General features: G+C 49.9%; 25 protein-coding genes. 15 read left to right on the top strand and 10 right to left on the bottom strand.

The features are described 5' to 3' along the window. Window positions 1-114: 114 nt before the first annotated feature. The 4 genes from mutY to gldD are packed head-to-tail and all read left to right on the top strand — an operon-like array spanning window position 115 to window position 3,585. Window positions 115-1,161, top strand: a complete 1,047-nt coding sequence (mutY, locus tag HZ996_05245; protein ID QTN38578.1) for an A/G-specific adenine glycosylase — start codon at window positions 115-117, stop codon at window positions 1,159-1,161. Window positions 1,162-1,205: 44 nt separating this feature from the next. Further along, window positions 1,206-1,676 carry a single-stranded DNA-binding protein gene (ssb, locus tag HZ996_05240; protein ID QTN38577.1) on the top strand — a complete coding sequence of 157 codons (471 nt, stop codon included), beginning with the start codon at window positions 1,206-1,208 and terminating at the stop codon, window positions 1,674-1,676. Between the two features lie 21 nt (window positions 1,677-1,697). Further along, window positions 1,698-3,035, top strand: coding sequence for a gliding motility-associated protein GldE (gldE, locus tag HZ996_05235; GenBank protein QTN38576.1), 1,338 nt, complete (start codon window positions 1,698-1,700; stop codon window positions 3,033-3,035). After that, window positions 3,025-3,585, top strand: coding sequence for a gliding motility lipoprotein GldD (gldD, locus tag HZ996_05230; GenBank protein ID QTN38575.1), 561 nt, complete (start codon window positions 3,025-3,027; stop codon window positions 3,583-3,585). The genes gldE and gldD overlap by 11 nt, the downstream gene beginning before the upstream one ends. Here the strand turns inward: gldD and HZ996_05225 are convergent. Then, complete coding sequence (locus tag HZ996_05225; GenBank protein ID QTN38574.1) at window positions 3,542-4,585, bottom strand: COX15/CtaA family protein; 1,044 nt, start codon at window positions 4,583-4,585, stop codon at window positions 3,542-3,544. The genes gldD and HZ996_05225 overlap by 44 nt on opposite strands. Window positions 4,586-4,623: 38 nt before the next feature. Here HZ996_05225 and HZ996_05220 point away from each other — a divergent pair, with 38 nt between their 5' ends. Then, on the top strand, window positions 4,624-7,452 hold the full coding sequence (locus HZ996_05220) for a PD-(D/E)XK nuclease family protein (GenBank protein ID QTN38573.1): 2,829 nt from the start codon (window positions 4,624-4,626) through the stop codon (window positions 7,450-7,452). Here the strand turns inward: HZ996_05220 and HZ996_05215 are convergent, their stop codons facing one another. Both HZ996_05215 and HZ996_05210 read right to left on the bottom strand, forming a co-directional pair. Continuing rightward, entirely contained in the window at window positions 7,453-7,959 is a 507-nt protein-coding gene (locus HZ996_05215; protein QTN38572.1) for a heavy-metal-associated domain-containing protein, read from the bottom strand. It lies immediately after the preceding gene. Window positions 7,960-7,985: 26 nt separating this feature from the next. Further along, the gene (locus HZ996_05210) at window positions 7,986-8,192 is read right to left on the bottom strand and encodes a cation transporter (GenBank protein ID QTN38571.1); all 207 of its coding nucleotides are present in this window, start codon (window positions 8,190-8,192) and stop codon (window positions 7,986-7,988) included. A 58-nt stretch (window positions 8,193-8,250) separates the two neighbouring features. Here HZ996_05210 and HZ996_05205 point away from each other — a divergent pair, with 58 nt between their 5' ends. After that, window positions 8,251-9,165, top strand: a complete 915-nt coding sequence (locus tag HZ996_05205) for a DMT family transporter (protein ID QTN38570.1) — start codon at window positions 8,251-8,253, stop codon at window positions 9,163-9,165. On the opposite strand, the gene HZ996_05200 is transcribed toward HZ996_05205, so the two are convergent. The 4 genes from HZ996_05200 to HZ996_05185 all read right to left on the bottom strand — a co-directional run bounded on the left by HZ996_05200 (window position 9,125) and on the right by HZ996_05185 (window position 14,991). Next, the gene (locus tag HZ996_05200; GenBank protein QTN38569.1) at window positions 9,125-10,471 is read right to left on the bottom strand and encodes a 1-acyl-sn-glycerol-3-phosphate acyltransferase; all 1,347 of its coding nucleotides are present in this window, start codon (window positions 10,469-10,471) and stop codon (window positions 9,125-9,127) included. The genes HZ996_05205 and HZ996_05200 overlap by 41 nt on opposite strands. A gap of 2 nt (window positions 10,472-10,473) precedes the next feature. Next, entirely contained in the window at window positions 10,474-11,388 is a 915-nt protein-coding gene (locus HZ996_05195; GenBank protein ID QTN38568.1) for a bile acid:sodium symporter family protein, read from the bottom strand. A gap of 191 nt (window positions 11,389-11,579) precedes the next feature. Beyond that, entirely contained in the window at window positions 11,580-13,649 is a 2,070-nt protein-coding gene (locus tag HZ996_05190; GenBank protein ID QTN38567.1) for an insulinase family protein, read from the bottom strand. 7 nt (window positions 13,650-13,656) lie between these two features. Next, a complete protein-coding gene (locus HZ996_05185; protein QTN38566.1) occupies window positions 13,657-14,991 on the bottom strand; it encodes an insulinase family protein in 1,335 nt (444 codons plus the stop codon). Window positions 14,992-15,249: 258 nt separating this feature from the next. On the opposite strand from HZ996_05185, the gene rplU reads away from it, so the two are divergent. From rplU to HZ996_05140, 9 genes are all read left to right on the top strand, one after another. Then, entirely contained in the window at window positions 15,250-15,645 is a 396-nt protein-coding gene (gene rplU / locus HZ996_05180; protein QTN38565.1) for a 50S ribosomal protein L21, read from the top strand. Between the two features lie 19 nt (window positions 15,646-15,664). Beyond that, on the top strand, window positions 15,665-15,931 hold the full coding sequence (gene rpmA, locus HZ996_05175) for a 50S ribosomal protein L27 (protein QTN38564.1): 267 nt from the start codon (window positions 15,665-15,667) through the stop codon (window positions 15,929-15,931). 68 nt (window positions 15,932-15,999) lie between these two features. Then, window positions 16,000-17,271, top strand: a complete 1,272-nt coding sequence (gene serS / locus HZ996_05170; GenBank protein ID QTN38563.1) for a serine--tRNA ligase — start codon at window positions 16,000-16,002, stop codon at window positions 17,269-17,271. A gap of 53 nt (window positions 17,272-17,324) precedes the next feature. Then, window positions 17,325-17,813 carry a hypothetical protein gene (locus tag HZ996_05165; GenBank protein ID QTN38562.1) on the top strand — a complete coding sequence of 163 codons (489 nt, stop codon included), beginning with the start codon at window positions 17,325-17,327 and terminating at the stop codon, window positions 17,811-17,813. Further along, on the top strand, window positions 17,810-19,627 hold the full coding sequence (locus HZ996_05160; GenBank protein ID QTN38561.1) for a tetratricopeptide repeat protein: 1,818 nt from the start codon (window positions 17,810-17,812) through the stop codon (window positions 19,625-19,627). Before HZ996_05165 ends, HZ996_05160 begins: the two co-directional genes overlap by 4 nt. Next, the gene (locus tag HZ996_05155; protein QTN38560.1) at window positions 19,624-19,935 is read left to right on the top strand and encodes a DUF4286 family protein; all 312 of its coding nucleotides are present in this window, start codon (window positions 19,624-19,626) and stop codon (window positions 19,933-19,935) included. The genes HZ996_05160 and HZ996_05155 overlap by 4 nt, the downstream gene beginning before the upstream one ends. Beyond that, window positions 19,936-20,718 (top strand): 16S rRNA (adenine(1518)-N(6)/adenine(1519)-N(6))-dimethyltransferase RsmA, encoded by a 783-nt coding sequence (rsmA, locus tag HZ996_05150; protein ID QTN38559.1) that lies wholly within the window; start codon window positions 19,936-19,938, stop codon window positions 20,716-20,718. After that, complete coding sequence (gene mgtE, locus HZ996_05145) at window positions 20,705-22,048, top strand: magnesium transporter (GenBank protein ID QTN38558.1); 1,344 nt, start codon at window positions 20,705-20,707, stop codon at window positions 22,046-22,048. The genes rsmA and mgtE overlap by 14 nt, the downstream gene beginning before the upstream one ends. Further along, window positions 22,048-23,007, top strand: a complete 960-nt coding sequence (locus HZ996_05140) for a hydroxyacid dehydrogenase (GenBank protein ID QTN38557.1) — start codon at window positions 22,048-22,050, stop codon at window positions 23,005-23,007. The genes mgtE and HZ996_05140 overlap by 1 nt, the downstream gene beginning before the upstream one ends. Here the strand turns inward: HZ996_05140 and HZ996_05135 are convergent. Genes HZ996_05135 through HZ996_05125 form a run of 3 tightly spaced genes read right to left on the bottom strand, consistent with a single transcriptional unit; the run spans window position 23,004 to window position 26,561 of the window. Then, window positions 23,004-24,821, bottom strand: a complete 1,818-nt coding sequence (locus tag HZ996_05135; protein ID QTN38556.1) for a lysophospholipid acyltransferase family protein — start codon at window positions 24,819-24,821, stop codon at window positions 23,004-23,006. The two genes, HZ996_05140 and HZ996_05135, sit on opposite strands and share 4 nt — an antisense overlap. Next, window positions 24,818-26,068, bottom strand: a complete 1,251-nt coding sequence (locus HZ996_05130) for an aspartate kinase (GenBank protein QTN38555.1) — start codon at window positions 26,066-26,068, stop codon at window positions 24,818-24,820. The genes HZ996_05135 and HZ996_05130 overlap by 4 nt, the downstream gene beginning before the upstream one ends. Further along, window positions 26,055-26,561 carry a GNAT family N-acetyltransferase gene (locus HZ996_05125; protein QTN38554.1) on the bottom strand — a complete coding sequence of 169 codons (507 nt, stop codon included), beginning with the start codon at window positions 26,559-26,561 and terminating at the stop codon, window positions 26,055-26,057. Before HZ996_05125 ends, HZ996_05130 begins: the two co-directional genes overlap by 14 nt. Between the last annotated feature and the right edge of the window lie 40 nt (window positions 26,562-26,601).

Raw genomic sequence — 26,601 nt, 5'->3', positions numbered from 1 at the left:
ATGTCGTTTTTCAGGGGTGCAAATATACAGCAAAAAATCCTTTACCGTAAAACACAATTGTGTTTAATTTCTCGTGCTAAAGCACTATAAGTCAAACGAATTCACACGGCCTTTATGCGCTTTTCAAGCATTTTAATCGACTGGTACGAAGAAGATCACCGCTCGCTGCCCTGGAGGGACACTAAAGACCCGTACAAGATTTGGCTCAGCGAGATTATTTTACAGCAAACCCGAGTGGATCAAGGCCTTCCCTACTACCTCAAATTTGTGGAAGCCTATCCAACCGTTGAAGACCTCGCAAGGACTCCGCAAGACGAGGTGCTCAAACTGTGGCAAGGATTGGGTTATTATTCTCGGGCACGCAACCTTCAAAAGGCCGCTCGGCAGGTGACCGACCATCATGACGGAGTGTTTCCAGCGGACTACAAGAAGTTGATTGAACTTGCGGGCATTGGGCCGTACACGGCTGCGGCCATCGCCAGCTTTGCCTTCCAGCTTCCCCATGCCGTGGTCGATGGAAACGTATATCGTGTACTGAGTCGATACTTCGATATTGATCTGCCCATCAACAAGCCCAATGGGCAAAAGCACTTCGCGGCCTTGGCACAAGAAGTGCTGGATACCGATCGTCCGGACCTTCACAATCAGGCCATCATGGAATTCGGTGCACGGCAATGCACGCCTAAGAATCCGGATTGCATGTTCTGCCCACTGAATGAAAGCTGTGCATCACACGCGGTGGGAAAGGTTCAAGAACGCCCAGTGAAAGAAGGCAAAACCGCGGTGAAAAAAGTGTGGATGGACTACCTCTTTGTGGAAAGTCCAGGGGGCATTGCGATCCGAAAAAGAGCGGACAAGGGTATTTGGAGTGGACTCTATGACTTTCCGTTGATCGAAGGGGAAAAGGAGACATCGCGCCGTGAGGCGCAAAACAGCGAAGCTTGGAAGGCTATTCTGGACCCCGAAGCAGAAGTGCTGTCCGTGACGGAGGGCATCGTCCATCGATTGAGTCACCGACTACTCCACGTGCGCTTTTGGCGTGTGAAAAGTGCGCAAAAGCCCGACTTTCCAGGGATCGTGCTGGTGGATCGGGAAGAACTTCCGAACTTTGCCGTCCCGGTGGTCATTCACGAGTGGTTGATGTCTCAGGGTCTCGCCTAGTTTAATTCGGTGAGAATTTTAAATTTGTTAGAAAGCATTCAGGTATGGCAGGTAGTTTGAATAAGGTGATGTTGATCGGAAATCTCGGGGCCGACCCAGAAGTACGTCATTTCGATGATGGAGGGTCTTTGGCACGTCTGCGCATCGCTACTTCCGAAAGCTATACCGACCGAGAAGGGAATCGCGTGGAGAATACAGAATGGCACACCGTCATCTTGCGACGTGGCTTGGCCGGCGTGGCAGAAAAGTATTTGAAAAAGGGCGATAAAATCTTCATTGAGGGAAGCATTCGCACCCGTCAATGGCAAGATGACCAAGGAAACGACCGATATAATACGGAGATCCGCGCCATCAACATGACGATGCTCGGAGCCCCTGGTCCAGGATCGGGCTCAGCCAATCCGGCACCTCCCTCGGCGCCGGCGGCAGCTCCAGTGAATCCTGCCCCACAAGGCAAAAGCGGACCCGCACCGGCCGACCTCGGCGGTGGCGAGGAAGATGACTTGCCCTTCTAGTACGAACCAAACCTCCAGCGATTGGACCCTGACCCCGAACCTTTACTTCTTCTTAGCATACTCCTCGAAACACCGGTGACGACGATCGGTTATGGCATTACTTTGGCCGTTCTGCTCATGAGTTCTGCTTTGATTTCAGGTGCTGAAGTGGCTTTTTTCAGTTTGACGCCCGCGGATTTTGCGACCCTTGAAAAACGTAAAACCAGCGCCGACGACACCGTCCTCAAATTACTGGACAAGCCCAAAGGACTTCTTGCAACCATCCTTATTGCCAATAACTTCATCAACATCTTGATCGTCTTGATCTCCACCTTGTTGATGGACCAGTTGTTTGATTTCGGCAACAACGTTGTTCTGAATTTTGCGGTGAAAGTCTTGGGTATCACCTTCATCTTGCTCTTATTTGGTGAGGTACTTCCCAAAGTCTACGCCAACCACAACAGTCTGCGCTTCAGCAAAACCATGTCTCAGCCACTGGTCGTTCTGGGGCGCTTGGTCAAACCGCTGAGCGGCTTTCTGATCGGTACTAGCAATATTATTGAGAAACGTCTCAAGCCCTCGGGCCAGAACATCTCGGTTGAAGATTTGAGTACGGCCCTAGAATTAACCACGGACGACAAACAGGAGGACGACGATCAAAAACTGCTGGAGAGTATTGTGAAATTCGGCTCCATTGAAGTACGCCAGATCATGAAACCGCGGATGGATATGATTGCCCTCGACACCGAGATGAGCTATCCAGAAATCCTGAAGATCATCTTGGACAATGGATTCTCCCGCGTCCCGGTCTTCGAAGAAAATCTCGACCAGGTCAAGGGATTACTTTACATCAAAGACCTGCTTCGCCACCTCAATGCCGAGGAAGACTTCAAATGGACGAACCTACTTCGTGCACCTTACTTCGTTCCTGAAAACAAGAAAATCGATGACCTCTTGAAGGAATTTCAGGAGCGCAAAATTCACATGGCTCTGGTCGTAGACGAATACGGCGGTACCTCTGGCCTCGTGACCATGGAGGACGTCCTAGAAGAAATTGTCGGCGACATCAGTGACGAGTTCGACGACGAAGCCATCATCTACTCCAAGCTCGACGACCACAACTATGTCTTTGAGGGAAAGACGCCGCTGAACGATTTCTATCGGGTCTTGGACATTGACGGAGAAGAATTCGACGAAGAGCGCGGTGATTCGGATACCTTGGCTGGTTTTCTCCTGGAGATCTCCGGAAAATTCCCAGATAAGAATGAAGAAATAGATTTCCTTCAATACCGTTTCAAGGTAGAAGGGATTGATCATCGCCGTATCAAGCGGATCAAAGTGACCCTTCTAGATCCGAAAGCCTCTGACGATGCGAATTAACCTCTTGGCGGTCTTTGCCCTAATCCTGAGCTCCTGTAGTTCGGAAGCCCCCGTGCCCAAGCCCTTCGGCCATGTGCGCATCGATCTTCCGGAACACAACTATGTTCGATTTGCTGAGGACTACCCCTATACTTTTGAATTCCCTGCCTACGGCACGATGCGACAGCGCCCCGATTACTGGTGCACCGTGGAAATGAAGGACTTCAAATCCGACATTCACCTAACCTATAAACCACTCGACGGTGATCTCTTCAAATACCTAGAGGAATCACGCGACCTGGTCTACAACCACACCGGTAAAGCCGATGGTATTCAAGAACGCCTGTTTATGAATCCAGACCGAAGGGTTTATGGCGTGATGTATGAGATTTCGGGAGATGCAGCTTCTCAGCTTCAGTTCTTCATCACCGACAGCACCCAGCACTTTCTAAGAGGGGCTCTGTACTTCCGCGCAACGCCGAACTACGACTCCATCCGGCCCGTGTTTGAGCACCTACGCGACGACGTCATTCACTTGATGGAGACGACTGAGTGGAACCAGCCGTCCTAAACCAGACATAGGCCTGAAGGGCGAACATCAGAAAAGAGAATACCAAGTGTACAGGCTGAAATGCCTTGGGCAAACCGGCATAGGCCAAGGTAATTCCCGTGATGATCTCGAGGAGGACCAAGCCACCCAACCAGTAGACTTCTTTGATGGGCTCCCAGCGCAACCAATTGAAGGCAACAAGAGCCGCGTTCACGCCTAAAACCAGGATGGAGAAGCTCCGGTGCACCTTGAAAATCATGGGCAGTCCGTCCACCCAGGTGTCGCGGTCCGCACCGCCAAGAGCCTTGGCAATGACGTCAATTTCCTCGCGTACCTGTGTGCCTAATAGTATCTGAATAAGGCTTAGTACTAAGGCGATGGAAAGCATAAGTCGAAAGCGAGCATCGGCCCGTAGGGCCATCTCTCCGGTGATTCGGCGAAGCCGACTCAAGAGAGCTAAGAGCAGGGCGACGATGGCCAATGCACCGAACATGTGAATGGTGATTTGGCCAGGTACCAGGTTGCCATCGACCACAACCTTCCCGAGCCACGCCTCAAAGCCGAGCAAAATCAGAACGCCGAAGGCCATAAGCGGAATGCTGGGCGCTCGGCGTAGCCACGCCAAGCTCAAAACGAAGGTCAAGAAGACCGGAATACCGCTAAAGGCTCCAATCAATCGATTGATGTACTCGGTCCAGGTATGGAGGGCGTTGAACAAGGCGTAATCGTGTCGGGTGTACTTTTCCCAACGACTGGCGTCGTAGTCTTCGCCACTGGTGAAATCACTCTGGGCAACCCATAGCGCCTCATCCCGAATGATCATTTGCCCACTTTCAAAAGCCCGGCCAGGAGCCCATTCCAAAACGGCCCGCTCAGTCGGTGGAATCAGATAGCCAAAACACTTGGGCCAATCGGGACATCCCATGCCGCTGCCGGTCATCCGTACCACGCTTCCCGCCAGTACGACGAGCAAGACACAGACCAAGGACATTTTCGCAGTAAAAAAGAGTGCTTTCTTCATGATAGGCGAGGCAAATTTATCATTTTTGAGTTCGACCTATGAATGGATTTCTCCACCAACTTGCCGAGGAAATTTGGAACGAGCATCGCAACCAGCTCGGCGATGTGATTGTCGTATTGCCCAGCAACCGTGCAGCATTGTTTCTGCGGAAAGCGCTTTCCAAATTTATCGACAACCCTGTACTAGGACCGGAGATCTTATCCATCGAACATTTTTTGTCCCGTTGGAGCGGTTTGAAAACCTTTGACAAGATCCGCCTGTCCTTTGAGCTTTATGAGAGCTATCTAGAGGTGTACACCTCGGAAGACGGTTCCCCGCCAGATTCAATAGACCAATTCAGCAAGTGGGGGCAAATTCTACTTCAGGACTTTAACGAAGTAGACCGCTACTTGGTTCCATCGGAGGAGCTATATCGTTCCTTGGTCGATATCAAGCGCATTGAGCTTTGGATGCCGGATGGAGATCCGGAACCCACGCCCCTCATGCAGAAATTCCTGGATTTTTGGGACACGTTGGGGCCCTTGTATCAGGCTTATCGAAATCGACTCTCTGCGCAAAGTGGTGCGTATCAAGGCATGCTCTATCGACACCTCTGCGATGACTTGGAGCAGGCGCAGGAGCATTGGCCTCCTTCCTGGACCGGTCCCTTGTACATTGCCGGCTTCAACGCCATCAATAAAGCGGAAGAAACCCTGTTCAAGTGGTTGGTGAAGGAACGCAATGCCCAGCTGCGCTGGGATGTGGATCGCTTCTACCTCGAGACGGCAAAACACGAAGCGGGTATGTTCTTGCGGCGTTTCCAGCACATTGATGCCTTCACGGAAGACGGAGAGCTTCCTTGGACTGGGGATTACTGGGGAACAACCGCCAAGAAGATACGCGTCTGGGCCACGGCCAAGAATATGGCTCAAGCACACCATGCCGGACGCCTACTTCAGGATCGCCTCGAAGTTGATCCAGACTTGACTCGAACGGCGCTGGTCTTAGCGAATGAGGACTTGCTTTTGCCTGTACTCAACGCCCTTCCAAAGGAGCTTAAGCACGTGAACGTAACCATGGGTTACTCCATACGACATGGACTTGTCGTGGACTTTTTGGAGCAGCTAATCCGTCATCAAGAATCGATGGAGAAAGGTGTCTTGGCCGGAAAAGGCCTCCGCCTGTATCATAGAAATGTCATCCGCTTGCTGACGCATCCTCTGTGGAAATTGGCTTATCCGGAAGATCCCATAGCAGAGGTACATCGCGCTATTGTAGGGCGGAACATGATGTATTTCAAACCTGGACGGCTTCAATCCCTATGGGAAGAAGCTGAAGGCACTTGGAGTCCACACGTGGCGCGAATATTTGAGCCTTGGACCTCTGGAACTACCTCCTTGTTGGATTGGGCTCATGACCTCCGAACGGCATTAGACGAAATCGACAGTGAACGCATTCCCTGGGAGCGCGAATTCCTTTTTCAGGTGTACAAAGTGCTCGTACAGCTCCACGAGCTAAACAGTCGGTTCGGCCGGTTGGAAAGCCTGACGGCCCTGCGTACTTTTTTGCGCCCATTACTGCAACAACAGGAACTCTCGTTCTACGGAGAGCCTTTGCAGGGACTTCAAATCATGGGGATGCTCGAAACACGGACCTTGGATTTTGAGTGCGTCATTGTCCTTTCCGTGAATGAAGAGGTCTTGCCTAAAGGGAGCGGTGGCCAAAGCTTTATTCCCTTCGACCTCAAAAAGCACTACGGGCTTCCAGGCACAGCCGAAAAGGACGCCATTTTTGCCTATCACTTCTACCGCCTCTTGCAGCGAGCTTCTGAGGTTCACCTGGTCCACACCACCCAAACGGATGACTTTGGAAGCGGAGAGCGCAGTCGGTACATCACTCAAATCGAGCACGAATTGGGCCGGACCAGGAGTGCCATTGACTACAAAGAAGGTGTGGTGACCACGCCCCTGAATGCCCCGGAGCTAAATCCTTGGCAGATCGAAAAGTCTCCTGAGCTCTTGGAGCGGCTTCGGGAATTGATGCGCGAAGGATTGAGTCCTTCTGCCTTGAACCGCTATTTGCAGGCTCCCATGGAGTTCTACTTCCAATACGTACTTCGGCTTCGGGAGGCCGATGAAGTAGAAGAGTCTTTGGAGGACAGCACCTTCGGGGATGTGGTGCACGACGCATTGGAACAGCTCTACAAACCTCTCGAGGGTCAGGTTTTGACCCCGGAGGCCCTGGATGAGTTGCTTTCGAAGCACGAACAGCAAGTGGAGCGCTCCTGGTCCGAAAAGTATGCCGGCGGAGATCCGAACTCTGGCCAGAACTACCTGGGAAGTCGGGCAGCCAAGAACTATGTGAGGCGCTTTTTAGAAATGGAGCGCAAGAAGGTGGAAAGCACGGAGATTCACCTCATCGCCACAGAGAAGCGATTGGAAACCCAGTTCATTTTTCCCGATGGAACCGAGGTTAAGATCAAAGGAATGGCTGATCGCATTCACCGCGAAAACGGAGCACTGTGCATTGTTGACTACAAATCGGGGTCGGTCAAAGAGAAGAATATCTCGTGGAAGGGATGGACCCACGTACGTGAAAATGAAGGCCAAGAAAAGGCCGTTCAATTGATGCTCTACCGCTGGCTTTGGCATCGTGCCGAAGGCACAGAAATTCAGGAAATATCTGCAGGTATTTACTGGCTTCGCCGCCCGGATCGACCGAATTTCCTCACGTTTGGAGACAAAAAAAAGGCCCTCTCGGAAGAGGACCTTTCTGAATTTGAATCGGGCCTGGCTTCAGTCATTTTAGAGATTCTCGACACGGATGTGTCTTTTGTGAATCCCGCCGAAGCGCCCTTTTTACACTTTTCGAAACCGACCGAAGTCTGATCAGGCTTCTTTCATTTTCGCCGAGCAGGCTTTAGCGCAGTCGGTTTTCCCCGCTTTCACGCAGGCTTCTTTCATTTCAGAAGTACATTTGGAAGGGTCGCATTTGGAAGGGTCGCAATTCTTCTTGCTCTCTCCTTCAACAGCTTCCTCTTCCGATCCGTCCCATGAAGCCAATTTGGCCGTGTAGATTCCATCGTGCAATCCGTTGATCACTTCGATGATTTCGTCTTCGGAAATCTCTTCCGAATCGAACTCTACTTTAGCCGAGCTTTCGTCAAAATTGACACTGGCATAGGACACTCCCTCTGTGTTGCCCAAGGCTTTTTCAATGGTGCTGACACATCCGTGCGAGCACATCATACCATCAACGCTTAACTCAACGCTGGCCGCTACCACTTCGGTGCTGACCTCTTCAGAAGCTACTGCCTCCGTTGACGCTTGCTGTCCGCAGGCGGCAAAAAGCGCCAAACTCGCGGTGATGATTCCTGACAAAAGTACCTTTCTCATATCCCTCATTTTTCTCGTTAACAATCTTATTCTGAAACGATGTGGTAGGCTTCGGTTTCGGCCACCGCTTCGACCAATCGATCTTTGGAAACCTCATTTCCTTCAACCACGGCTTTTCCACGTTCCCAGCTCACATCAGCGCGTTCCACACCCGGAACGCTCTCTAAAGCGGACTGAACTGTTCGTGCGCAATGCATGCAGCTCATTCCTTCAATCTCCAAGTTCAGTTCCATAAAACAAAGTTACGGGTAAAACGCTTATCCTGAGCAATTATTCCACACCTTTGCGGCCATGCGCAATCGCTTTGATTCAACAGCCGGACATTGGCTAATTCTCATCCTTCTCGCCATCATATGGGGGAGCTCATTCATCCTGATGAAGAAGGGCCTAGCGGTCTATTCCTTTGACCAGGTGGGCGGGCTGCGCATGACCTTCGCCTTTGTCTTTATAGGCCTGCTCGGTTTTCAATACTACAAGTACTTCCAGTGGAAATACGCTCTACCACTTTTCTTGGTCGGCGCTCTTGGAAATGGCATTCCCGCCTTCCTCTTCAGCAAGGCCGAAACACGGCTCGACAGTTCCATCGTCGGCATTCTAAACTCCCTGGTTCCCCTCTTCGTCGTCTTGATCGGAATAATCTGGTTTGGGCTCAAAACGCACCTCCTCCAAGTCATCGGTATTCTGCTCGGATTGGTCGGCGCGGCAATCTTGATGTGGCCGACGGACTCTTTTGAAGGAGCCCAGTACTGGTACTACGGGTTCTACGCTGTTGTAGCCACGGTTTTCTACGCCATCAGCACCAACATCATCAAGTTCCAATTACATGACCTTAAATCCTTGGCGATCACAGTTCTCGCCTTCAGTTTTGTTGGACCCATCGCCCTCATTTACGTTTTGACGACAGACTTAAGCATTAGAGTTCAGGAGCCAGGCGCCTACGGCGCGATGGGCTACATCGCCATCCTGGGCATTATCGGAACGGCCGTTGCCGTTTGGATCTTCAATGGGCTCATCAAAATGACCACGCCCATTTTTGCGGCCTCCGTCACCTACCTCATTCCCATCGTTGCCATCGCCTGGGGCGTGATTGACGGTGAACAGCTGCTCCCCCGCCACTTCATCGGTGTGGCAGCAATCCTAAGTGGTGTTTATTTGGTCAATGGAATTAAACCGAAGGGGTCCAAATCGTCTTCGCCGTCTGAATAATCTCTTGACGGGTCTCGTATAGGCCTTGCATGTGTTTTCGATGTCGCGCATATTTTGCACGGAACCGCCACTTGGCCGCCCATTTCCGAATTCTTCCGGCATATACAAAGGCGAAATAGCCTTGCGCGTAAGCAAAGAAATAAAAGTATAGTCCGAACCACCAGGTACTGCTCAATCCAATCAGCAAAGCCCAAATGGACCACCAGAGCGTGTGGGTCACTAGGCCGAGGAAAAAGAGTCCAGTTCCCTCAAAATTCTTCGACTTAAAGATCTTGTAGGTGAATCGCTGACCGAGTTTGTATGGAAGGATATTGATCGCGAATCCCAAGAGAAATAAGGGAAAGCTCAACAGGTACAGCAGTCCTTCACCGAGCAGTTCGTGCATGGGCCAGTTCTTTCGAGCAAACAGGCCTTGACGCAACTTAAGGTCACGCATTCTATGCTCAAAGTCTTGAATCTTCTCCTTCAAGGCCGTGAACTCCTTCTTTCGAGCATCTTCCTGTTCCGCAAAGGTGTTGGCAAACTCCTGATCATACCGTAAGCGATCGGTATACCTTTTTGTCTTAATCCCAGCATCTTTCAACGCACTTGTGACATACATTTCGCGAAGGTGTTCGATGGTCGTATTGAATTCAGCCGACGGGATATTCATCATCAATTCCCTCATCCGATCCGAAATCACCGGCAAGAGTTCCTTGATTGTCTTGGCATCGTGACGCTCGTTGGCTTCCCAGATCTCCCTGACATTCACCGGCTTTCCGAAATTGACAACACAATGGCGGCCCATTTTGGCGTGCGATTCGTAGGTCAGTCCCGTCGGAACCATTTGTAGATCTAGATCTCCGTCCATTTGATTCAAGGCCATCATGGCCATCCGGAATGTTCCCTTCTTGAGTGGGCGTAAACGGCGCGACATATTCTGATCTCCTTCCGGATAGATCAAGATTCGCTGACCTTCCTTCATGCAATCCACGATGTCCTGCATGATTTGCTCGTTCTTCGACATGTTCTCGATACCGTCTTGAGGGCGGTAAATGGGAAACATTCGAATGTGCTTGAGCATTCGAGCAACAACGGGGTTCTGAAAAGCGCCAGCCCGAGCAATCGAGTACGGTTGATCGGGCATATGCGTAATGACAATAACGGCGTCTATTAGGGCATTTTCGTGATTGGGCATCACAATAAAAGGCTTGCCCCACGGAAGGTTCTCCCGTCCGTTGACCTCTATTTTCCAAAAAGTTCTCAGACCCGACCCTATCCAAAAATGAAGAAGTCGGTAAATGTTACTCTTTCTGTGTTTTGCCATACCTAACTTGGAATCGCCGGCGACGGCGCGTGTCGGCTCCAAAAATACGAAATGGAAAGGCCGACTACAATGTGCCAAATACTCCACCACGCTGCAAGGATGGCCATCCCCCCTAATCCGTCGAAGAAATTGAAGATTAGGATGAGTCCCAATCCCGAATTTTGAATACTTGTTTCAATAGCGATGCTCCGGCGTGTCGGCACATCGAGTTTCATCAACTTGGCAATTTGATATCCTCCGGTCAAAGCTACCGTATGGTGAACCAACACAAGGATGACCACGTACTGAATCACTTGTAAAAAGATGTTGTAGTTCGCCCTAAAGGCAAAGACGACAAACCCAATAAAAATCAACATGCTCAAATTCTTGATGGGCTTGACAATGGCTTCCGTAATCTTTGGAAACTGGTTGGCAAATCCAATCCCCAACACCAATGGAATGATCAAGAGCAATGCGATGATTTTGAATACTTCAACGGGATCTAAGGCAATGGTCTTCAGAATATCGTGGGTCGGTGGATATAGTGCCGCCCAAAATGCAAAATTCAAAGGCGTCATCAGAATACTGAACGCGCTCGAGAAGGCGGTAAGACTCACGCTCAGAGCCGTGTTCCCTCTGGCCAAATGAGACATAAAATTGCTGATGTTTCCGCCCGGAACGGCGGCCAACAGAAACATACCCAGGGCCAGACTCGGCATCGGCCGAAGAATCCAAACCAGTCCCAGCGTCGCTACGGGCAAAAAGATGAATTGACTAAAGATTCCCGTAAAGAGGGCCTGAGGGTGGTTCACTACTTGCTTGAAGTGATCGAGTTTGATCTCTAGTGATACTCCGAACATGATGAAGGCCAAACAGATGTTCATGAACAGCATGTTGCCTTCGCTAAAATTGAGTTGAATTCCGTCTAATTGCTCCATAACCTAATGAAGGGTAAGATATACATTTATCGCCAACCGCGTCGGGCTGATCCATACACCAAACCTCCGAACTCCGAGCTCAAAAGCCCTACGGAATTCCACGCCCGCCTTTTCATTTTTGCATTAAACGCAAAAAAGGCCTCCCGTGAGGAAGGCCTTTCGCAATTCTTACGCCTAAGGCGCTTATTAAATTACTTCACATCAAAGGCTCCTGATTCGAATTTTGGAGCAAAGTTGACTTCTTTCGTGAACGCATCAAGTTTTTGCGGGCCCAATGGAATGCTCACTTTACCCGGGTACATCACACCATCAAAGTCTTGATAATCGGCGTAGTCCGTTGACTGAACGATAGGACCTTCTGGACCTTCAGCCTCTACAGAAGAACGCACTTTGTATCCTGACTCAACATCGTAGTACTCGCGTTTTTCATCCCCATTCGGCATGGTAAGCACCATTTCATAGGCCGCTGCACCGTTCACGCGCTTGATGGCCGAGAGCTCTGCTTGAACACCCATCTCCTCGTAGTGCAATTCTGGGAAGATCAAAGCATCTCGTTTGAGGTCTGCAATTTCCTCCTCGCCCATTGGGATATCCTGACCTTGCTGGGTCATTTTCGCTTCATCTCCGTTCAAGCGCATGCTGAAGATCGCCATGGATCCCATGGACATATCTTGCGCCATTTTATCCGGCTCAGAGTATTTCTGATCCATTTGAAGACGCATGCCTTGCATTGAGATTTCCATCTTGATTTCCGCCTCAGTAATTTCAGAAAGCTTCTCGCGTCCACCGATGGCCGCCAAGTAGTCTTCGATTACTGTCTCCGCAGTAACACCTGCCGGAATTGGGATGCTAGGCTCTGTAGTAGGCTCTCCGTAGATATCAAACCACTCAATGGTTCCCATCGCAGACAAGCCGCCCATAATTTCATCGCCCTTACCCACAATAAGTACAGTTGCATTTTCGGGCTTGATGTGCTCCTGAGCCATGGCCTGAACGTCCTCTACCGTTACCGCAGACATACGCTGCAAATAGGTTGCATAGTAATCCTCAGGAAGTCCGTAACGTGCTGTATTCAGCGCGAAATTCGCCACTGTATTGGGATTCTCTAAACTCAGGGCAAAGGTTCCGTTCTTATAGTTCTTTGCTTTCTGAAGATCAGCCTCGTCTACGGGCTCCGTGCGAATACGGTTCAATTCGTAAAAGAACTGAGCCAATGCGCTGTCCGTAACTTCATTACGAACACTGGCACTCGCGCTAAACTCACCCACCAATTCATCGGTACTGTAGGAAGAGTAGGCACCATAAGTATATCCTTTGTCTTCACGAATATTCTTGTACAAGCGACCTTGTGATCCACCACCAAGTACTTGGTTCATCAAGGACACCTTTACGATGTCTGGATGACCTGGCTCTAGATCAATCAAGTTTCCAATCTGGACAATGGACTGAACGCTTTCGTCGCGGTTTACCACGGCTAGCTTCATTTCTGCAGGATTGGATGGCGAGATGTATTCAAACGTAGGTACGTCTGCCGCTTCCCAATCGCTCAGGTATTTCTTCACCAATTTCTTAGCCTTTCCTTTAGAGATGTCTCCTACGATCGCCAAATAAGCAATATTCGGACGGTAGTAGGTATCATAATACTCCTTGCAATCCTCTAAAGTGATGGCCTCAACGGTTTCTTTGCGCTCGATATCACCGTAAGGGTGCTGAGCACCGTACATTAGGCGGTTCCATACCTGAGCACTGATGGCGTCCGGATTGTCCTTAGCGAATTCCAATCCGTCTAAATTCTCCTTTTTGAGCTTCTCAAATTCCTCTTCGGGAAAACTTGGGTTCAACAAGACATCCGCATAGATTTCAAAGAACTCCTCTGTTTGAGCAGAAAGACAATTCCCGAAAACACCTGTTGAAGAGGTGCTCAAAGAAGCACCGAGAAAATCGATTTCTTCATCGATCTCAGCTTTTGTGCGCGTGGTTGTTCCACGGTCCATCATGGACCCGGCCATACCCACATATCCGGACTTGTCTCCTTCGAGAATTGGATCTCGGTCCAAAACCAAACGGAAGGTAACCCGAGGTAAACGGTCGTTTTGAACGACAAATACCTTCAGTCCGTTCTTCATTTCAATGACTTCGTACTCACCTATGTTCAATTCAGGTGCCGGCTGAGCCGTCGGACGAATAGATCGATCTAATTCTTGTGCTTCGAGGCCAATCGCAGCGATCAGCGCAACGAATAGAATACTTAGCTTTTTCATGATTTTCTTATTCAGCTGATGCTTGTTCTTGATCTTTAGGCAGGTAGATCAATTTCACCCGATTGTCCGTATTCAAATACTGTTGAGCCACGCGTTGGATATCCTCGCGGGTAACATTCATGTATCGATCAATCTCGTTGTTGATCAAGTTCGCATCCCCGTAGTACACGTGATAGTTGGCCAAACTTTCGGCGATACCCGACATGCTTGAGTTGCTCTGAATGAACTGTGAACGAACCTGGTTGCGTACTTTCTCAAGTTCGCGCTCTGAAATCAACTCGCTTTTCACTTTTTCGATCTCTTCGTCCAAGCCCATGGCCAAGGTGTCCAAAGACTTGCCAATCTGCGGCAATCCCAGAACGATGAAAATTCCCTCATCTTCCAAAGTGTATGGGAAAGCAAACACCTGAAGAGCTTTTTCTTCTTCATCCACCAGACGTTTGGGCAGACGGGCACTTTCTCCACCAGTCAACACATTGGTCAGCATGCTCATAGCATAAGCGTCCGCGCTGGTTTCACCAGGCATGCGGTAGCCCATAAATACAGCTGGAATTTGAATATTGTCGTACACGGTGTCCACGATCTCGCCACCCAATGGTGGTTCTTGAATATTTGGACGAGGAATCTCCTGGGTTCCTGCAGGGATTGTAGCAAAGTACTTGTTGATCCACTCCTTAGCTTGATCTGGATCAATATCCCCAGCAATGGAAAGTGTAGCGTTGTTGGGAACGTAGAATACGTCATAAAAATCCATGAACTCGTCCAACTTGGCCGCATTTAAATCATCCAATGAGCCAATGGGCGTCCAGTTGTACGGGTGCTCCGTAAACGCGCGCTCAAACATTTCTGCTGAGAAGCTGGCGTAGGGTTGGTTATCGATACGCTGACGCTTTTCTTCTTTAACGACCTCGCGTTGCGTATCCACCCCTTCTTGATCAATGTTGGCGTGAAGCATACGCTCACTTTCCAACCACAAGCCCAATTCCAATTGATTGGAAGGTAGGATTTCGTAATAAAACGTACGATCCTGGGTGGTATTTGCATTAAGTACACCGCCGTTGGCCTGGACAATTTCAGAATATTCTCCGCGAGCGATATTCTCTGAACCTTCGAACAAGAGGTGTTCAAAGAAGTGGGCAAAACCGGTTCGGCCTTCCACTTCGTTTTTCGAACCTACGTGATACAAAACCGTTACGGCCACGATAGGTGTAGAATGATCCTCGTGAAGGATCACGTGTAATCCGTTGTCGAGATCGAATTCCTCGAACTCAATCTCGCGCTGAGCCATTGCAGGTGTTGTCATAACGACCAGACCCAGCAGCAATAGGAGTTTCTGTTTCATAAAATGGATAAGATTTGATTTGAGCAGATTAACTGTCTTTACAAAGGATTCGCAATATAAGGATTGTGAACGTACCAAAGTCGTGCACTGGCGCGGTTTTCCCTCCGATTTAGAATCCTTTTGTCTGCAACATTGGTCAATAAGTCGAATACAATCCAACTTATACCCTGGATTCCAGTGTTAAAAAGGAATTCTTTCTTATCTTTGCCGTCCCGAAATCGGGAAATGATTTTTCGTTTAACCAGTTAATTCATAGCGATGTACGCAGTTGTAGAGATAGCAGGGCATCAATTCAAGGTTGAGAAAGATCAGCAGATTTACGTTAACCGCTTGGAAGCCAAAGAAGGCGACAAGGTCACTTTCGACAATGTATTGTTGATCGAAGACAAGGGTAAAGTAACTGTTGGCGCCCCCGCTATAAAAGGAGCCAAAGTAACGGCTAAAGTGCTCGAGCACTTGAAAGGCGACAAAGTGATCGTCTTCAAAAAGAAGCGTCGCAAAGGTTACCGTAAGAAAAACGGTCACCGTCAGTATTTGACTTCATTGGAAATTTCTGGCATTACCGCCAAAGCTCCAGCGAAGAAAAAAGCGGCACCGAAAAAAGAAGTTGAACCCAAAACGGAAGAGGCAGCTACAGAAGCAGCCGCTGAATAATCCGTAAAAACTCTTTGTCATGGCACATAAGAAAGGAGTAGGTAGTTCTAAGAACGGCCGCGAGTCGGAAAGTAAACGACTTGGGGTCAAAATCTTCGGTGGTCAGGATGCCATCGCTGGTAATATTATTGTACGTCAACGCGGAACGCAGCACTATCCAGGTGAGAACGTAGGTATGGGTAAAGACCACACCTTGTTTGCTCTTACCGATGGTAAAGTGGCATTCCAGCGTCGTAAAGGAGACAAATCCTACGTTAGCGTTATCCCAGCTGAGGAGGCGAACTAATACGTAGAACGCATATTTTTTCACAAGGCCGACTCCTCATGGATGTCGGCCTTTTTTATCTTTGAGGCATGTTACATGTAGCCCGAATTCGCGAAGAAAAAGAAGTCGTTTTGGCTGGATTGGCCAAGCGCAATTTTGCCCAACCCGAAATCTTGGATGAGATCATCGCCAAAGACGACGAGCGTCGTCAAACGCAAACAGAACTTGACGAGACGCTTGCGGCCATGAACCGAATTTCAAAAGAGATCGGTGGTCTATTTAAGGAAGGGAAACGAGAGGAAGCAGAAGCCAAAAAAGCGGAAACTGCCGAACTCAAGGATCGCTCTAAAGCTCTACAAGACCAAATGGCTGCCGTGGACGGGGTGCTCTTCGACCTATTGGCCCAAGTACCTAATGTTCCTAATGAATTGGTTCCGGCCGGGAATAGCGATGCAGACAATGAGGTGGTTCGCGGTGGAGGTGAGAAACCCGAATTAGGCGACCAAGCTCAACCTCACTGGGAATTGGCGGACAAATACGATTTGATTGACTTCGAATTGGGCGTAAAAATCACGGGAGCGGGTTTTCCTGTATACAAGGGAGCAGGAGCAAAGCTTCAACGTGCGCTGGTTCAGTTCTTCCTGAGCCGAAATACGGGTGCAGGGTATACAGAAATTCAACCGCCATTAGTCGTCAATGCAGCCAGCGGTTTTGGAACAGGCCAATTGCCGGACAAGGAAGGCCAAATGTATCATGCGCAGACCGACGATTTGTACTTGATCCCTACGGCAGAAGTACCTGTTACGAATATCTACAGAGATGAAATTCTTGCAGCTGATCAACTTCCTCAGAAGTTGACCGCATACAGTGCTTGTTTTCGACGAGAGGCAGGAAGCTACGGAAAAGACGTGCGAGGCTTGAATCGCCTTCACCAGTTTGACAAGGTAGAAATCGTTCAAGTGCAGCATCCCGAGCGGAGCTACGCAGCATTGGACGAAATGGTGGCTCATGTTGAAAGCTTACTAAAGGAGTTGGAACTCCCCTACCGGATTCTTCGCCTTTGCGGAGGAGACTTAGGCTTCACAAGCGCCTTGACCTATGACTTTGAAGTTTGGAGTGCTGCACAGGAGCGTTGGCTAGAAGTGAGCTCTGTCTCAAATTTTGAGACCTTCCAAGCACGTCGCTTGAAGCTTCGATACAGAGACGAAAACAACAAACCACAAATTGCACATACCCTAAATGGTAGCGCATTGGCATTACCTCGTATCTTAGCTTCATTGCTGGAAAACAACCAAACGGAAGATGGTATTCGTATTCCGGAAGCTTTGGTTCCCTATTTCGGCAGTGACTCTATTTCGTAATGCCTAGTGTTCGACGTTTCCTTTGGTCCCTTTTACTCGCGACAATCAGCGCGATGGCCTGGACGTCGTGTCAATTTACCTTCACCGAAGAGCAAAGTGCTCGGCACATTGAATTGGATTCGACGCTGTACTTCTTGGAAGGTTCTATTGAAACGGTACCCATTGACAGCCTTCAATGGATTGTCGGCCGTATGGGCACTAGTCTAGAGGCTTTGAGAGCAGCGTACACGGACACCACGGACACCCTCTTCTTGGTCGAGGTTTTGCCCTTGTATCAACGTAGTCATCAGGAGCTTCAACAACTCCCTGCTCAACTCGGACAGCTCAACGAACAAATTGACTATTCAAAACGTCAGCTGAGCGGTCTCCAGGCGGACGTTGGGCAAGGAAAAATTAAACCAGCCGAGGTTGACGAATTCCTCGATGCAGAAGAAGCCCATATTCAGGAAATGCTGGAACGGGCCGATACGCTGAGGTATATACTCGAAGTTGCCCTGAGACGTTATTATCACATCCAACCGCAGGTTGAAGAACGCATATGAAAAGACTCTTTTACATCGTACTCTTCCTTGGGATTTCCCAAGTTGCTCTGGGACAAGGCTGGAAGGAAAAGCGGTCCCTTGGTGAGCAATACCTAGAGTTGGGCGACTATGCCAAAGCGCAAACCCTCTTTGAAGAAGCCTATTCCATTCAGAAAAATGGAAACACCTATCAGTCGTTGTATGGCGTCTACATGGCTCGTGAAGAATTTAATGAAGCTGCCAAACTGGCTAAAGAATTTGCGAAACGAGCCAATCAGCTTCGATTTAATGTAGATCAGGCGGTTGCACTGGAGGCCAGCGGCGACCAGAAAAAAGCGGACAAGGTTTGGGCAGAAATCGAAAAAGGCGTCAAGGATAGGCCGAACCAGGCATTGTCCATTGCCCAACGATACAAGGACCTCCGACGATTTGAAGAAGCTTTAGCCATGTACCGCATCGCCCAAGCCAACAATCCCAAGTCCAATTTGCACTATCAAATTGCCGACATCTATTCTGCCATGGGAAGGATTGACTTGATGTACGGGGAGTACCTCAACATGATTGATGAAAACCCAAATTACCTCAGCTCCGTTCGAAATATGCTGAGTAGAAGCGTCTCTGACGATCCCGAGAATGAAAACAACATCATGCTCAAAGAGGCTCTGATTCAAAAAATTCAACAAACGGGACAACCGGAGTACAGTGATCTGCTTTCCTGGGTTTACGTACAAGAAAAGAACTTCGGCAGCGCCGCTCGGCAAGGAATAGCCCTCGACAAACGACTCAAAGGCAACCAGTCGGAAGTGTATCAACTAGCTCAAGTCTGCGAAACTAATGGAGCCTATGACGAGGCCATTGATTGTTACCTCTACATTGTCGAAGACGTGGGTGAAGACGGCCCATTTTATGAGGTAGCTCAAATCGGCTTGCTCCGGGTCTATCAAACGCGATTGGACCAAGACAACCAATACACTGAGGAGGACGTTCTTGAACTCAAAGCGGCCTATACCTCAACGATCGAGGAATTTGGCGCAAGTGAATACACCGTAGCTCTGCTCCGAGACCTCGCCCACCTTGAGGCCTTCTTTCTGAAGAACGTAGATGGAGCACAGAGCATCTTAGAAGAAGCCTTAGAATATACCAACGCCCGGCCGTTTGATATTGCCGAGGTGAAACTGGAGCTTGCGGACATCCTATTGCTGAAGAATCAAGAATGGGATGCCATTCTACTTTACGGGCAGGTCGAAAAAGACTTCAAAGAGGACATTATTGGACAAGAAGCCAAGTTCCGTCGTGCGCGGATCAGCTACTATCAAGGCGACTTCCAGTGGGCACAAGCGCAGCTCGATGTGTTGAAGGCCAGTACTTCGAAGCTGATCGCCAACGACGCTATGAATTTATCGCTCTTGATCTCAGACAACCTCAATTTGGACACGACCAGCGAAGCCCTTGAAACCTACGCGCGGGCCGAGCTATTGGCCTATCAGCAGCAGTATGAAATGGCTCTGAACGTACTGACCTACCTTGAAACCTCTTTCGGCGGACATCCCCTCATTGACGAAGTCATTTACAAGCGAGCTCAAATCTACTACGAGCTCCGAAATTGGGAGGCCGCTGCCGAGGCTTATCAGAAGATTGTGGACAGCTACAGCTTTGACTTACTCGGCGATGATGCTTACTACAACCTCGCACGCCTTTACGATGTGCAGCTGAACGACCCAGACAAAGCGTTTGAATTGTACGGGGACATGCTAACCAAATACCCCGGCAGCAGCTATACCGTCCAAGCCCGAAAACGCTACCGCGAAATGCGGGGCGATAATCAAGACCTATGATCATTTACAACGTAACCCTCAACGTAGACGACTCCATCCACGAAGACTGGCTTCAATGGATGAGAGAAGTGCACATCCCTGAAGTCATGGCCACCGGCCACTTTATGGAGGCGCGCTTCACCAAAGTCCTTGTTCAGGAGGAAAGCGGGACCACCTACAGCATTCAGTACACGGCCCCCCACATGATTGCCATCCAGCAATACCAGCAGCACGAAGGACCCGGACTCCGCCAAAAAACGCTGGACCGCTATGGAGACAAAGTCGTGGCCTTCAGAACCCTCCTCGAGATCCAAGAACTCTACAAGTAATTGGTTCGCGCAAAGAAACATCTGGGACAGCATTTCCTGAAGGAACCTGAAACGGCGCGTAAGATTGCTATGGCCCTACGGGCCGATGACTACTCCACCGTCCTGGAAATCGGTCCGGGTACAGGGGTACTCACCCAGTTTCTCATGGAACGTGAAGACATCGACTTGTACCTCAGCGAGGTCGATACCGAATCCATCGAGTTTTTACAGGCCCAGTACCTGAAGTTTCCTCGGGATCATTACCTCGGTAATTTCCTAAGGGTAGACCTCGCGTCCAGCGTGCCTGTACCCTGCGGCATCATCGGCAATTTCCCGTACAACATCAGCTCTCAAATCCTTTTTCGAGTATACGAGCAGCGCAACCACGTACCCGAAGTAGTGGGTATGTTCCAAAAAGAAGTTGCCGAACGCGTAGCAGCCGGGCCCGGGAGTAAAACCTATGGTATCTTGAGTGTCCTTCTGCAGGCCTTCTACGATATCGACTACCTATTTACCGTCAAACCGGGAGCATTCAACCCTCCCCCAAAGGTGAATAGCGGGGTCATTAGACTGGTCCGAAACGATGTGGAAAAGCTCGATTGCGACGAATCCCTATTCAAGTCCGTGGTCAAGATGGCCTTCAACCAGCGGCGCAAAACATTGAGAAATGCCTTGAAAAGTCTTATTTTCGACGGGCCTACGAAAGAGCTGGAAGTGCTGAATCAGCGCGCAGAACAGCTTTCCGTAGCGCAATTCATCGAACTTACGCAACAGCTTCAAGAGGCATCCCGTGGAACTGACTAAGGAATACATTGAGCACATTCAAGAGCGCCTAGCCACGGGGAATACCGCCGAGCTCGTTGCGGAGTTTGAAACCCTCCACCCCGCAGATGCAGCGGAAATCATGGAGGAGCTCAACGAAGATCAGGCCGCACAATTCTACCAACTTTTTGACGAGGAAAAGTCCGCAGATATTCTGATGGAGCTGGAGGAAGAGACGCGCGAGCGCGCAGTTTCCCTTCTCAGCCCTGACGTAATCGCCAACGAGATCCTCTTCAATCTGGATTCCGATGATGCAGCCGATTTCGTAGCTGAACTTGACGAAGACGTCAAGGAAAAGGTGATCGAGGAGATCGAAGACATTGAGCAAGCCAAGACCATTGTCGACCTGCTGGCCTATGAAGAAGACACGGCCGGTGGTCTTATGGCTAAGGAGCTTATCAAGGTCAACGAGAATTGGTCGGTGATGACCTGCGTTCGAGAAATGAGACGTCAGGCTGAGGATGTCGAAGAAGTCCACACCGTCTACGTGGTAGATGACGACGATCGCCTGAAAGGAACGCTCTCGCTCAAAAAACTATTGACCAATAGCACAAAAACCAAGGTCAAAGAGATCTTCAACCCCACGGTTATTTCCGTAAAAGCCACGACCGACGATGAAGAAGTGGCCGGCATTATGCAAAAATACGATCTCGTTGTCTTGCCCGTTGTGGATGACCTTGGACGACTCTTGGGTCGAATCACCGTAGATGACGTTCTGGACGTCATGAAGGAAGAAGCGGAACGCGATTATCAAATGGCCTCCGGTATCTCGGAAAGCGTAGAGCAAAGCGATGACCTGTTTCGATTAACTCGAGCACGGTTGCCTTGGCTCCTGGTTGGGATGTTCGGTGGAGTCGTCGCTGCTCAAATGCTCGACCTTTTCTCACTAGAAGAAAATGGAACCATGGGGTTATTTATCCCCCTTATTGCCGCGATGGGTGGTAATGTAGGCGTCCAATCAGCAGCGATCATTGTTCAATCACTGGCCAATGAAAGCATTAAACGAGGTACCATCGGAAACAAACTAGCCAAAGAGCTGGGCGTTGGATTGTTAAACGGAGCCATCATTTCCGTCCTTGTATTCGGCATCAGCCAATTGCTCGGCTGGGAAATCATGTTGGCCACAACCGTCAGCATCGCCCTTTTCGCCGTCATCATCTTCGCCGCACTGTTCGGGACTTTTGTACCCTTGGCCTTGGATAAATACAACATCGATCCGGCCTTGGCTACCGGACCCTTTATCACGACCACCAACGATGTGATTGGGTTGTGCATCTACTTCGGTATCGGTAAAATAATCCTCGGCTTCTAATGGCGGGCCGTGTCCTGCTCATCGACCACAATCACGACGCGCTTGTAGCGGGCTTGAACCAATTGGGATATACCTGCGAACCAGGATATGAATTGAGCTATCAAGAGGTACTCGATCGCGTTCCCGAATACGATGGGCTTGTCATACGCTCGCGCATTACTATAGATCAAAAGCTACTGGAGGCGGCTACCCAACTCCGCTGGATTGGACGAGTCGGCGCCGGCATGGAGAACATTGACGTTTCTTTTGCCGAATCTCAAGGAGTCGCTTGTTTGAATGCCCCGGAAGGCAATCGCAATGCTGTAGCCGAGCACGCCTTAGGGATGCTGCTCTCCCTGTTTAACAACTTGCGCAAAGCAGATGCAGAAGTTCGTCATGGCTTGTGGAAGAGAGAGGCCAATCGAGGGCTTGAGCTCGCGGGAAAAACGGTGGGTATTATTGGATACGGGTATATGGGCTCTTGGTTTGCGCAAAGATTGGCGAGCCTAGGAGTAGAAGTCCTGGCTCACGACAAATACAAGACGCATTTCGTTCCGCAGGAACACGGAGCGCACATCAGAGAATCGAGCCTAGAACAGCTTCAAGAAGAAGCCGATATCATCAGTTTGCATCTACCCCAAAGCGAAGAAACGCACCACTACATAGACGATACCTTCATTGAAAAATGCGCCCGCCCTTTTTTCTTGGTCAACACGGCGCGAGGAAAAAACGTAGATACAGCAGCACTGATTGGCGGACTGCGCAGCGGCAAGGTTTTGGGCGCGTGTTTGGACGTACTCGAGTACGAAAGCAGCAGCTTTTCGAATCTCTTTGATCGGGCATCGGTGCCGAAGGATCTGCAAGAGCTCCTTGAAGATGATCGGGTCATCCTGAGCCCACATGTGGCCGGATGGACCCACGAAAGTCATCGCCGACTGGCCGAGGTGATTGTGGAAAAGGTAGCCGCCTTAGGGCACTAGTCTTTTCCTTCCTCTTTCTTTCGCTGAACAAAAGCCTCAATAATCTTTTCGTCCCCGATCTCTTCAATGACCTGATTGAGGGTCTCCATCGGTGTATCCAACAGGTCTAGTATCATCAGACCATCCAAGGCGTTGTTGAATTTGGGATCGACGTTAAAGCCCACAATGCGCGCATTCTGCTTGATGTACTTTTTGAGCAAGATGGGGAAGCGCATATTGCCGGGGTCCATTTCCTCCACCAGCTTATCGATGCGGTTTACATCATCTTCGCTGAGATCAACAAGCATTCGATCGGCCTTTTTCAGGCGAACCCGAAAGCGTTTCCGTGGATGCACATACTGGGCAATATCGTAGTCGTAGTAGTTCTTCTTGATGAACTCAATAATGAGGGACTTGCTGTACTTCGAAAAGTTGTTGCTGATGCTCACACAGCCGATGAAGTATCGATACTGTGGATTTTTGAGCGCCGTAATCGTCAGACCTTTCCACAACAGAAAGAGTGGATAGGGCTTCATTTGATATTCATCAACAATAAAGGCGCGACCCAATTCAATGGTCTCCCGGAGCATCGGCAAGACCGGATCATCCAAGCGGAAGAGGGACTGAAAATAGAATCCGCGCTTGCCATATAGGTTCATGATGTCTGCTCCCATCCCAACGCGGTACGCACCCACGAGTTTTTGCGCATCCTTATCCCACAGCACCAAATGACGGTAGTACAAATCAAACTCGTCTACGTCTATTTCATTTCCCGTTCCTTCGCCTACGGCGCGAAAAGTATGTTCCCTCAAGCGACCAATTTCCTGCAAGAGCTTCGGCATCCGATTTCCCGGAATAAAAAAGAGCTCAAAGCTTCTAAAAGAGAACTCAAAAAACTCATCACGCAGTAGGCTCAGTTCTTCATGAACTTCTGAAGAAGGCAACGGCTCTACCACGGGCTTCATCTCCTCCCCTTTTTTCGGGACGAGGCGCACCTTGGGAAAAAAGCGATTCACGCGCATGGCGTTCCCCAAGGCATAGGTCTTCATCCTCAAGAATCGACCATATTGGTCCACACTCTCGAACTGGGCTTGTTGATCTACAGAGATGGCATGCCCAATTCGGACAACCACTTTCTTGTTCTTCTTGGCCACCACCTCTGAGGGCAGTTTCGCAGTCCGCAAAACGGGATGCAACATGCCCAGCAAGTGAAACATGAAGCTGTTGCTCCCCTTGAAGTAAATCGGGATGACCGGCACTTTGGCCTTCCGGATGATCTTGAGGGCGGGTCGCTGCCAACGCCGATCGGTGACGGATCCTTTCTGCAGCTTATAACTACTCACCTCCCCTGCCGGAAACATTCCCATGGGCTTCCCTTCGAGCAGGTGTTGCATCGCTTCCCGTAATCCGCCCAAATTACTCTTGGCCTCCCGCGCATTTTCAAAGGGATTCACCCCGATGAAATTAGGTGCCAAAGGCTGAATACGCTGCAACAAGAAGTTGGCCATGACCTTGAAATCGGGCCGACGTTCTGCCAATATTTTGATCAGGATAATTCCATCGATGCCGCCAAAAGGGTGATTCGAAACCGAAATGAAAGGACCAGTCTTGGGGATGCGTTTGAGTTCCTCCTCGGAGATTTCCACCTCAACGCCGAGCTTCTCCAAGACTGCATCGGCAAATTCAACCGCACTCGGAGCGTCGCTGAATTCATCGTAAATAGCGTTGACCTTATCCAGTTTGAGCAATTCCATGATGAGCTCTGCAACGCGCGGCAAGCCCAGCTGACTTAGACGCGTAAACTGCGCGAACTCTTCTGGATCGACCAAACTCATGCTTCGCTCAATAAGAGTTGAAGGGTTTCAGGAGTGCGCTGCTCCAACAAGACCTTGCGGCCGTCCAGCAGGTGCTTCCATTTGTCGGCATAATGCCGGACTGTGTAAAGGCTTAACCCGCCTTGGGCTTGAACTTCAAAATGAGCACCCAGTTCACTGACCAATTTGGGCAATTTCAGCTCGTCGTCATCCGTCACTACCGAGAACGACACCGCACTATTTTGCATCATATTGACCCGAAAACCATGTTGAGCGAAAGCGGCAAAAATGCTGCTCATATGTTGTTCCGCGATAAAGCTCAAATCCCGCGCCGCAATGTTGATCAAGACTTGATCGTGCTTGACAATGTAGCTCGGAACCTCGGGATGCTGGCGGCTTCCGCTTTGAATGGTGGAGCCCTGCGCCTGCGGCGCGATAAACGACTTCACCCGTAACGGAATGTTCTTTTCTTTCAGTGGCTGAATCGTCTTCGGGTGAATCACTTTCGCTCCAAAGAAAGCCAACTCAATAGCCTCAGCAAATGAGACTTCTTCCAGCAAGGTGGATTCTTTAAACTCATTAGGATCGGCGTTCATAAGTCCAGGAACGTCCTTCCAAATGCACACCTCTTTTGCATCTAGGAGGTAAGCAAAAATAGCAGCGCTGTAATCCGATCCCTCCCGGCCCAAGGTCGTATTGAAGTTCTCACTCGTACACCCAATATAGCCTTGACTCAAATAGCGCTGTCCTCTTTTGATGTAGCGACTCGCCTGCTGCTGACACAAGGGCCAATCAATTCGAGCATCTCTGTGTCGATTGTCGGTTTTGACGATATCACGGGCGTCCAGCCAGGCGTGCGACCAGTTTTGGTCATCCAAGTAGGCCGAAACAATCCGCGAGCTGATGAGCTCACCATAGCTGACGATTTGATCGTAGTTGTAATCGTACTCCTCTCGGGCTGGATCCTCTACGGTCCACTCCAATTCCACGAAAAGGTTGTTGACCTCATCGTGCACCGGATGATCGGCCGGAAAGAGCTCGTTCATAATGTCCGCGTGCTTTTCCTTACACGCAGCAAGCAGAGCAAAGGACTTTTCGGTTTCCCCGATGTAATGCTGTTTTACCACCTTCTCCAAGAGATTCGTGGTTTTACCCATGGCCGAAACAATGACCAAGGCATCGTCGTCAAACGTACCTATGATTTCTGCGATTCGCCGAACGCCTTCAGCGTCTTTGATGGATGCTCCTCCGAATTTATGAACCCTCATTTCCATTTCTTTTCGCCGCCCAAGCGCGCAGCTCTTCATTCATCACCTTCCACAATTCCCACTCCGGATCGCCGGTAATACCATAGCGCCCGTAAAAGCGCTTGGCCGGTTCGTTCCAGCCCAGGACTTCAAACTCCATTCGGCCCACATCCCACTCGGCGGCCTTGTCGAGGACCGCTTCGAACAATAGTGCTCCAATACCGGCGCCGCGTTCCGATTCGCGAACGACGATGTCTTCGAGGTGCAGGGTCTTCCCCTTCCACGAAGAATAGCGAGCGTAGTACATGGCCATCCCGAGGACCTCGCCGGATCGTTCGGCGATGAAGGCCTCGTATCGGGCCGCAGGCCCAAAACCATCTTCCTCCATTTGCTCGAGGCTCAAGGTATGCTGCTCTTCGGCCTTCTCGTAGATGGCCAACTCGCGGACCAAGGCGTGCATGGCGGGGACATCCGATCGAACGGCTTGACGGATATTGATTTCGTGATCCTTCATATCGAAACAAAGGTACACATTGGATTCAACCATTTATTTC

This window comes from Cryomorphaceae bacterium, assembly GCA_017798125.1.
GTDB lineage: Bacteria > Bacteroidota > Bacteroidia > Flavobacteriales > ECT2AJA-044 > ECT2AJA-044.
This window is presented reverse-complemented; position numbering and strand designations above follow the sequence as displayed.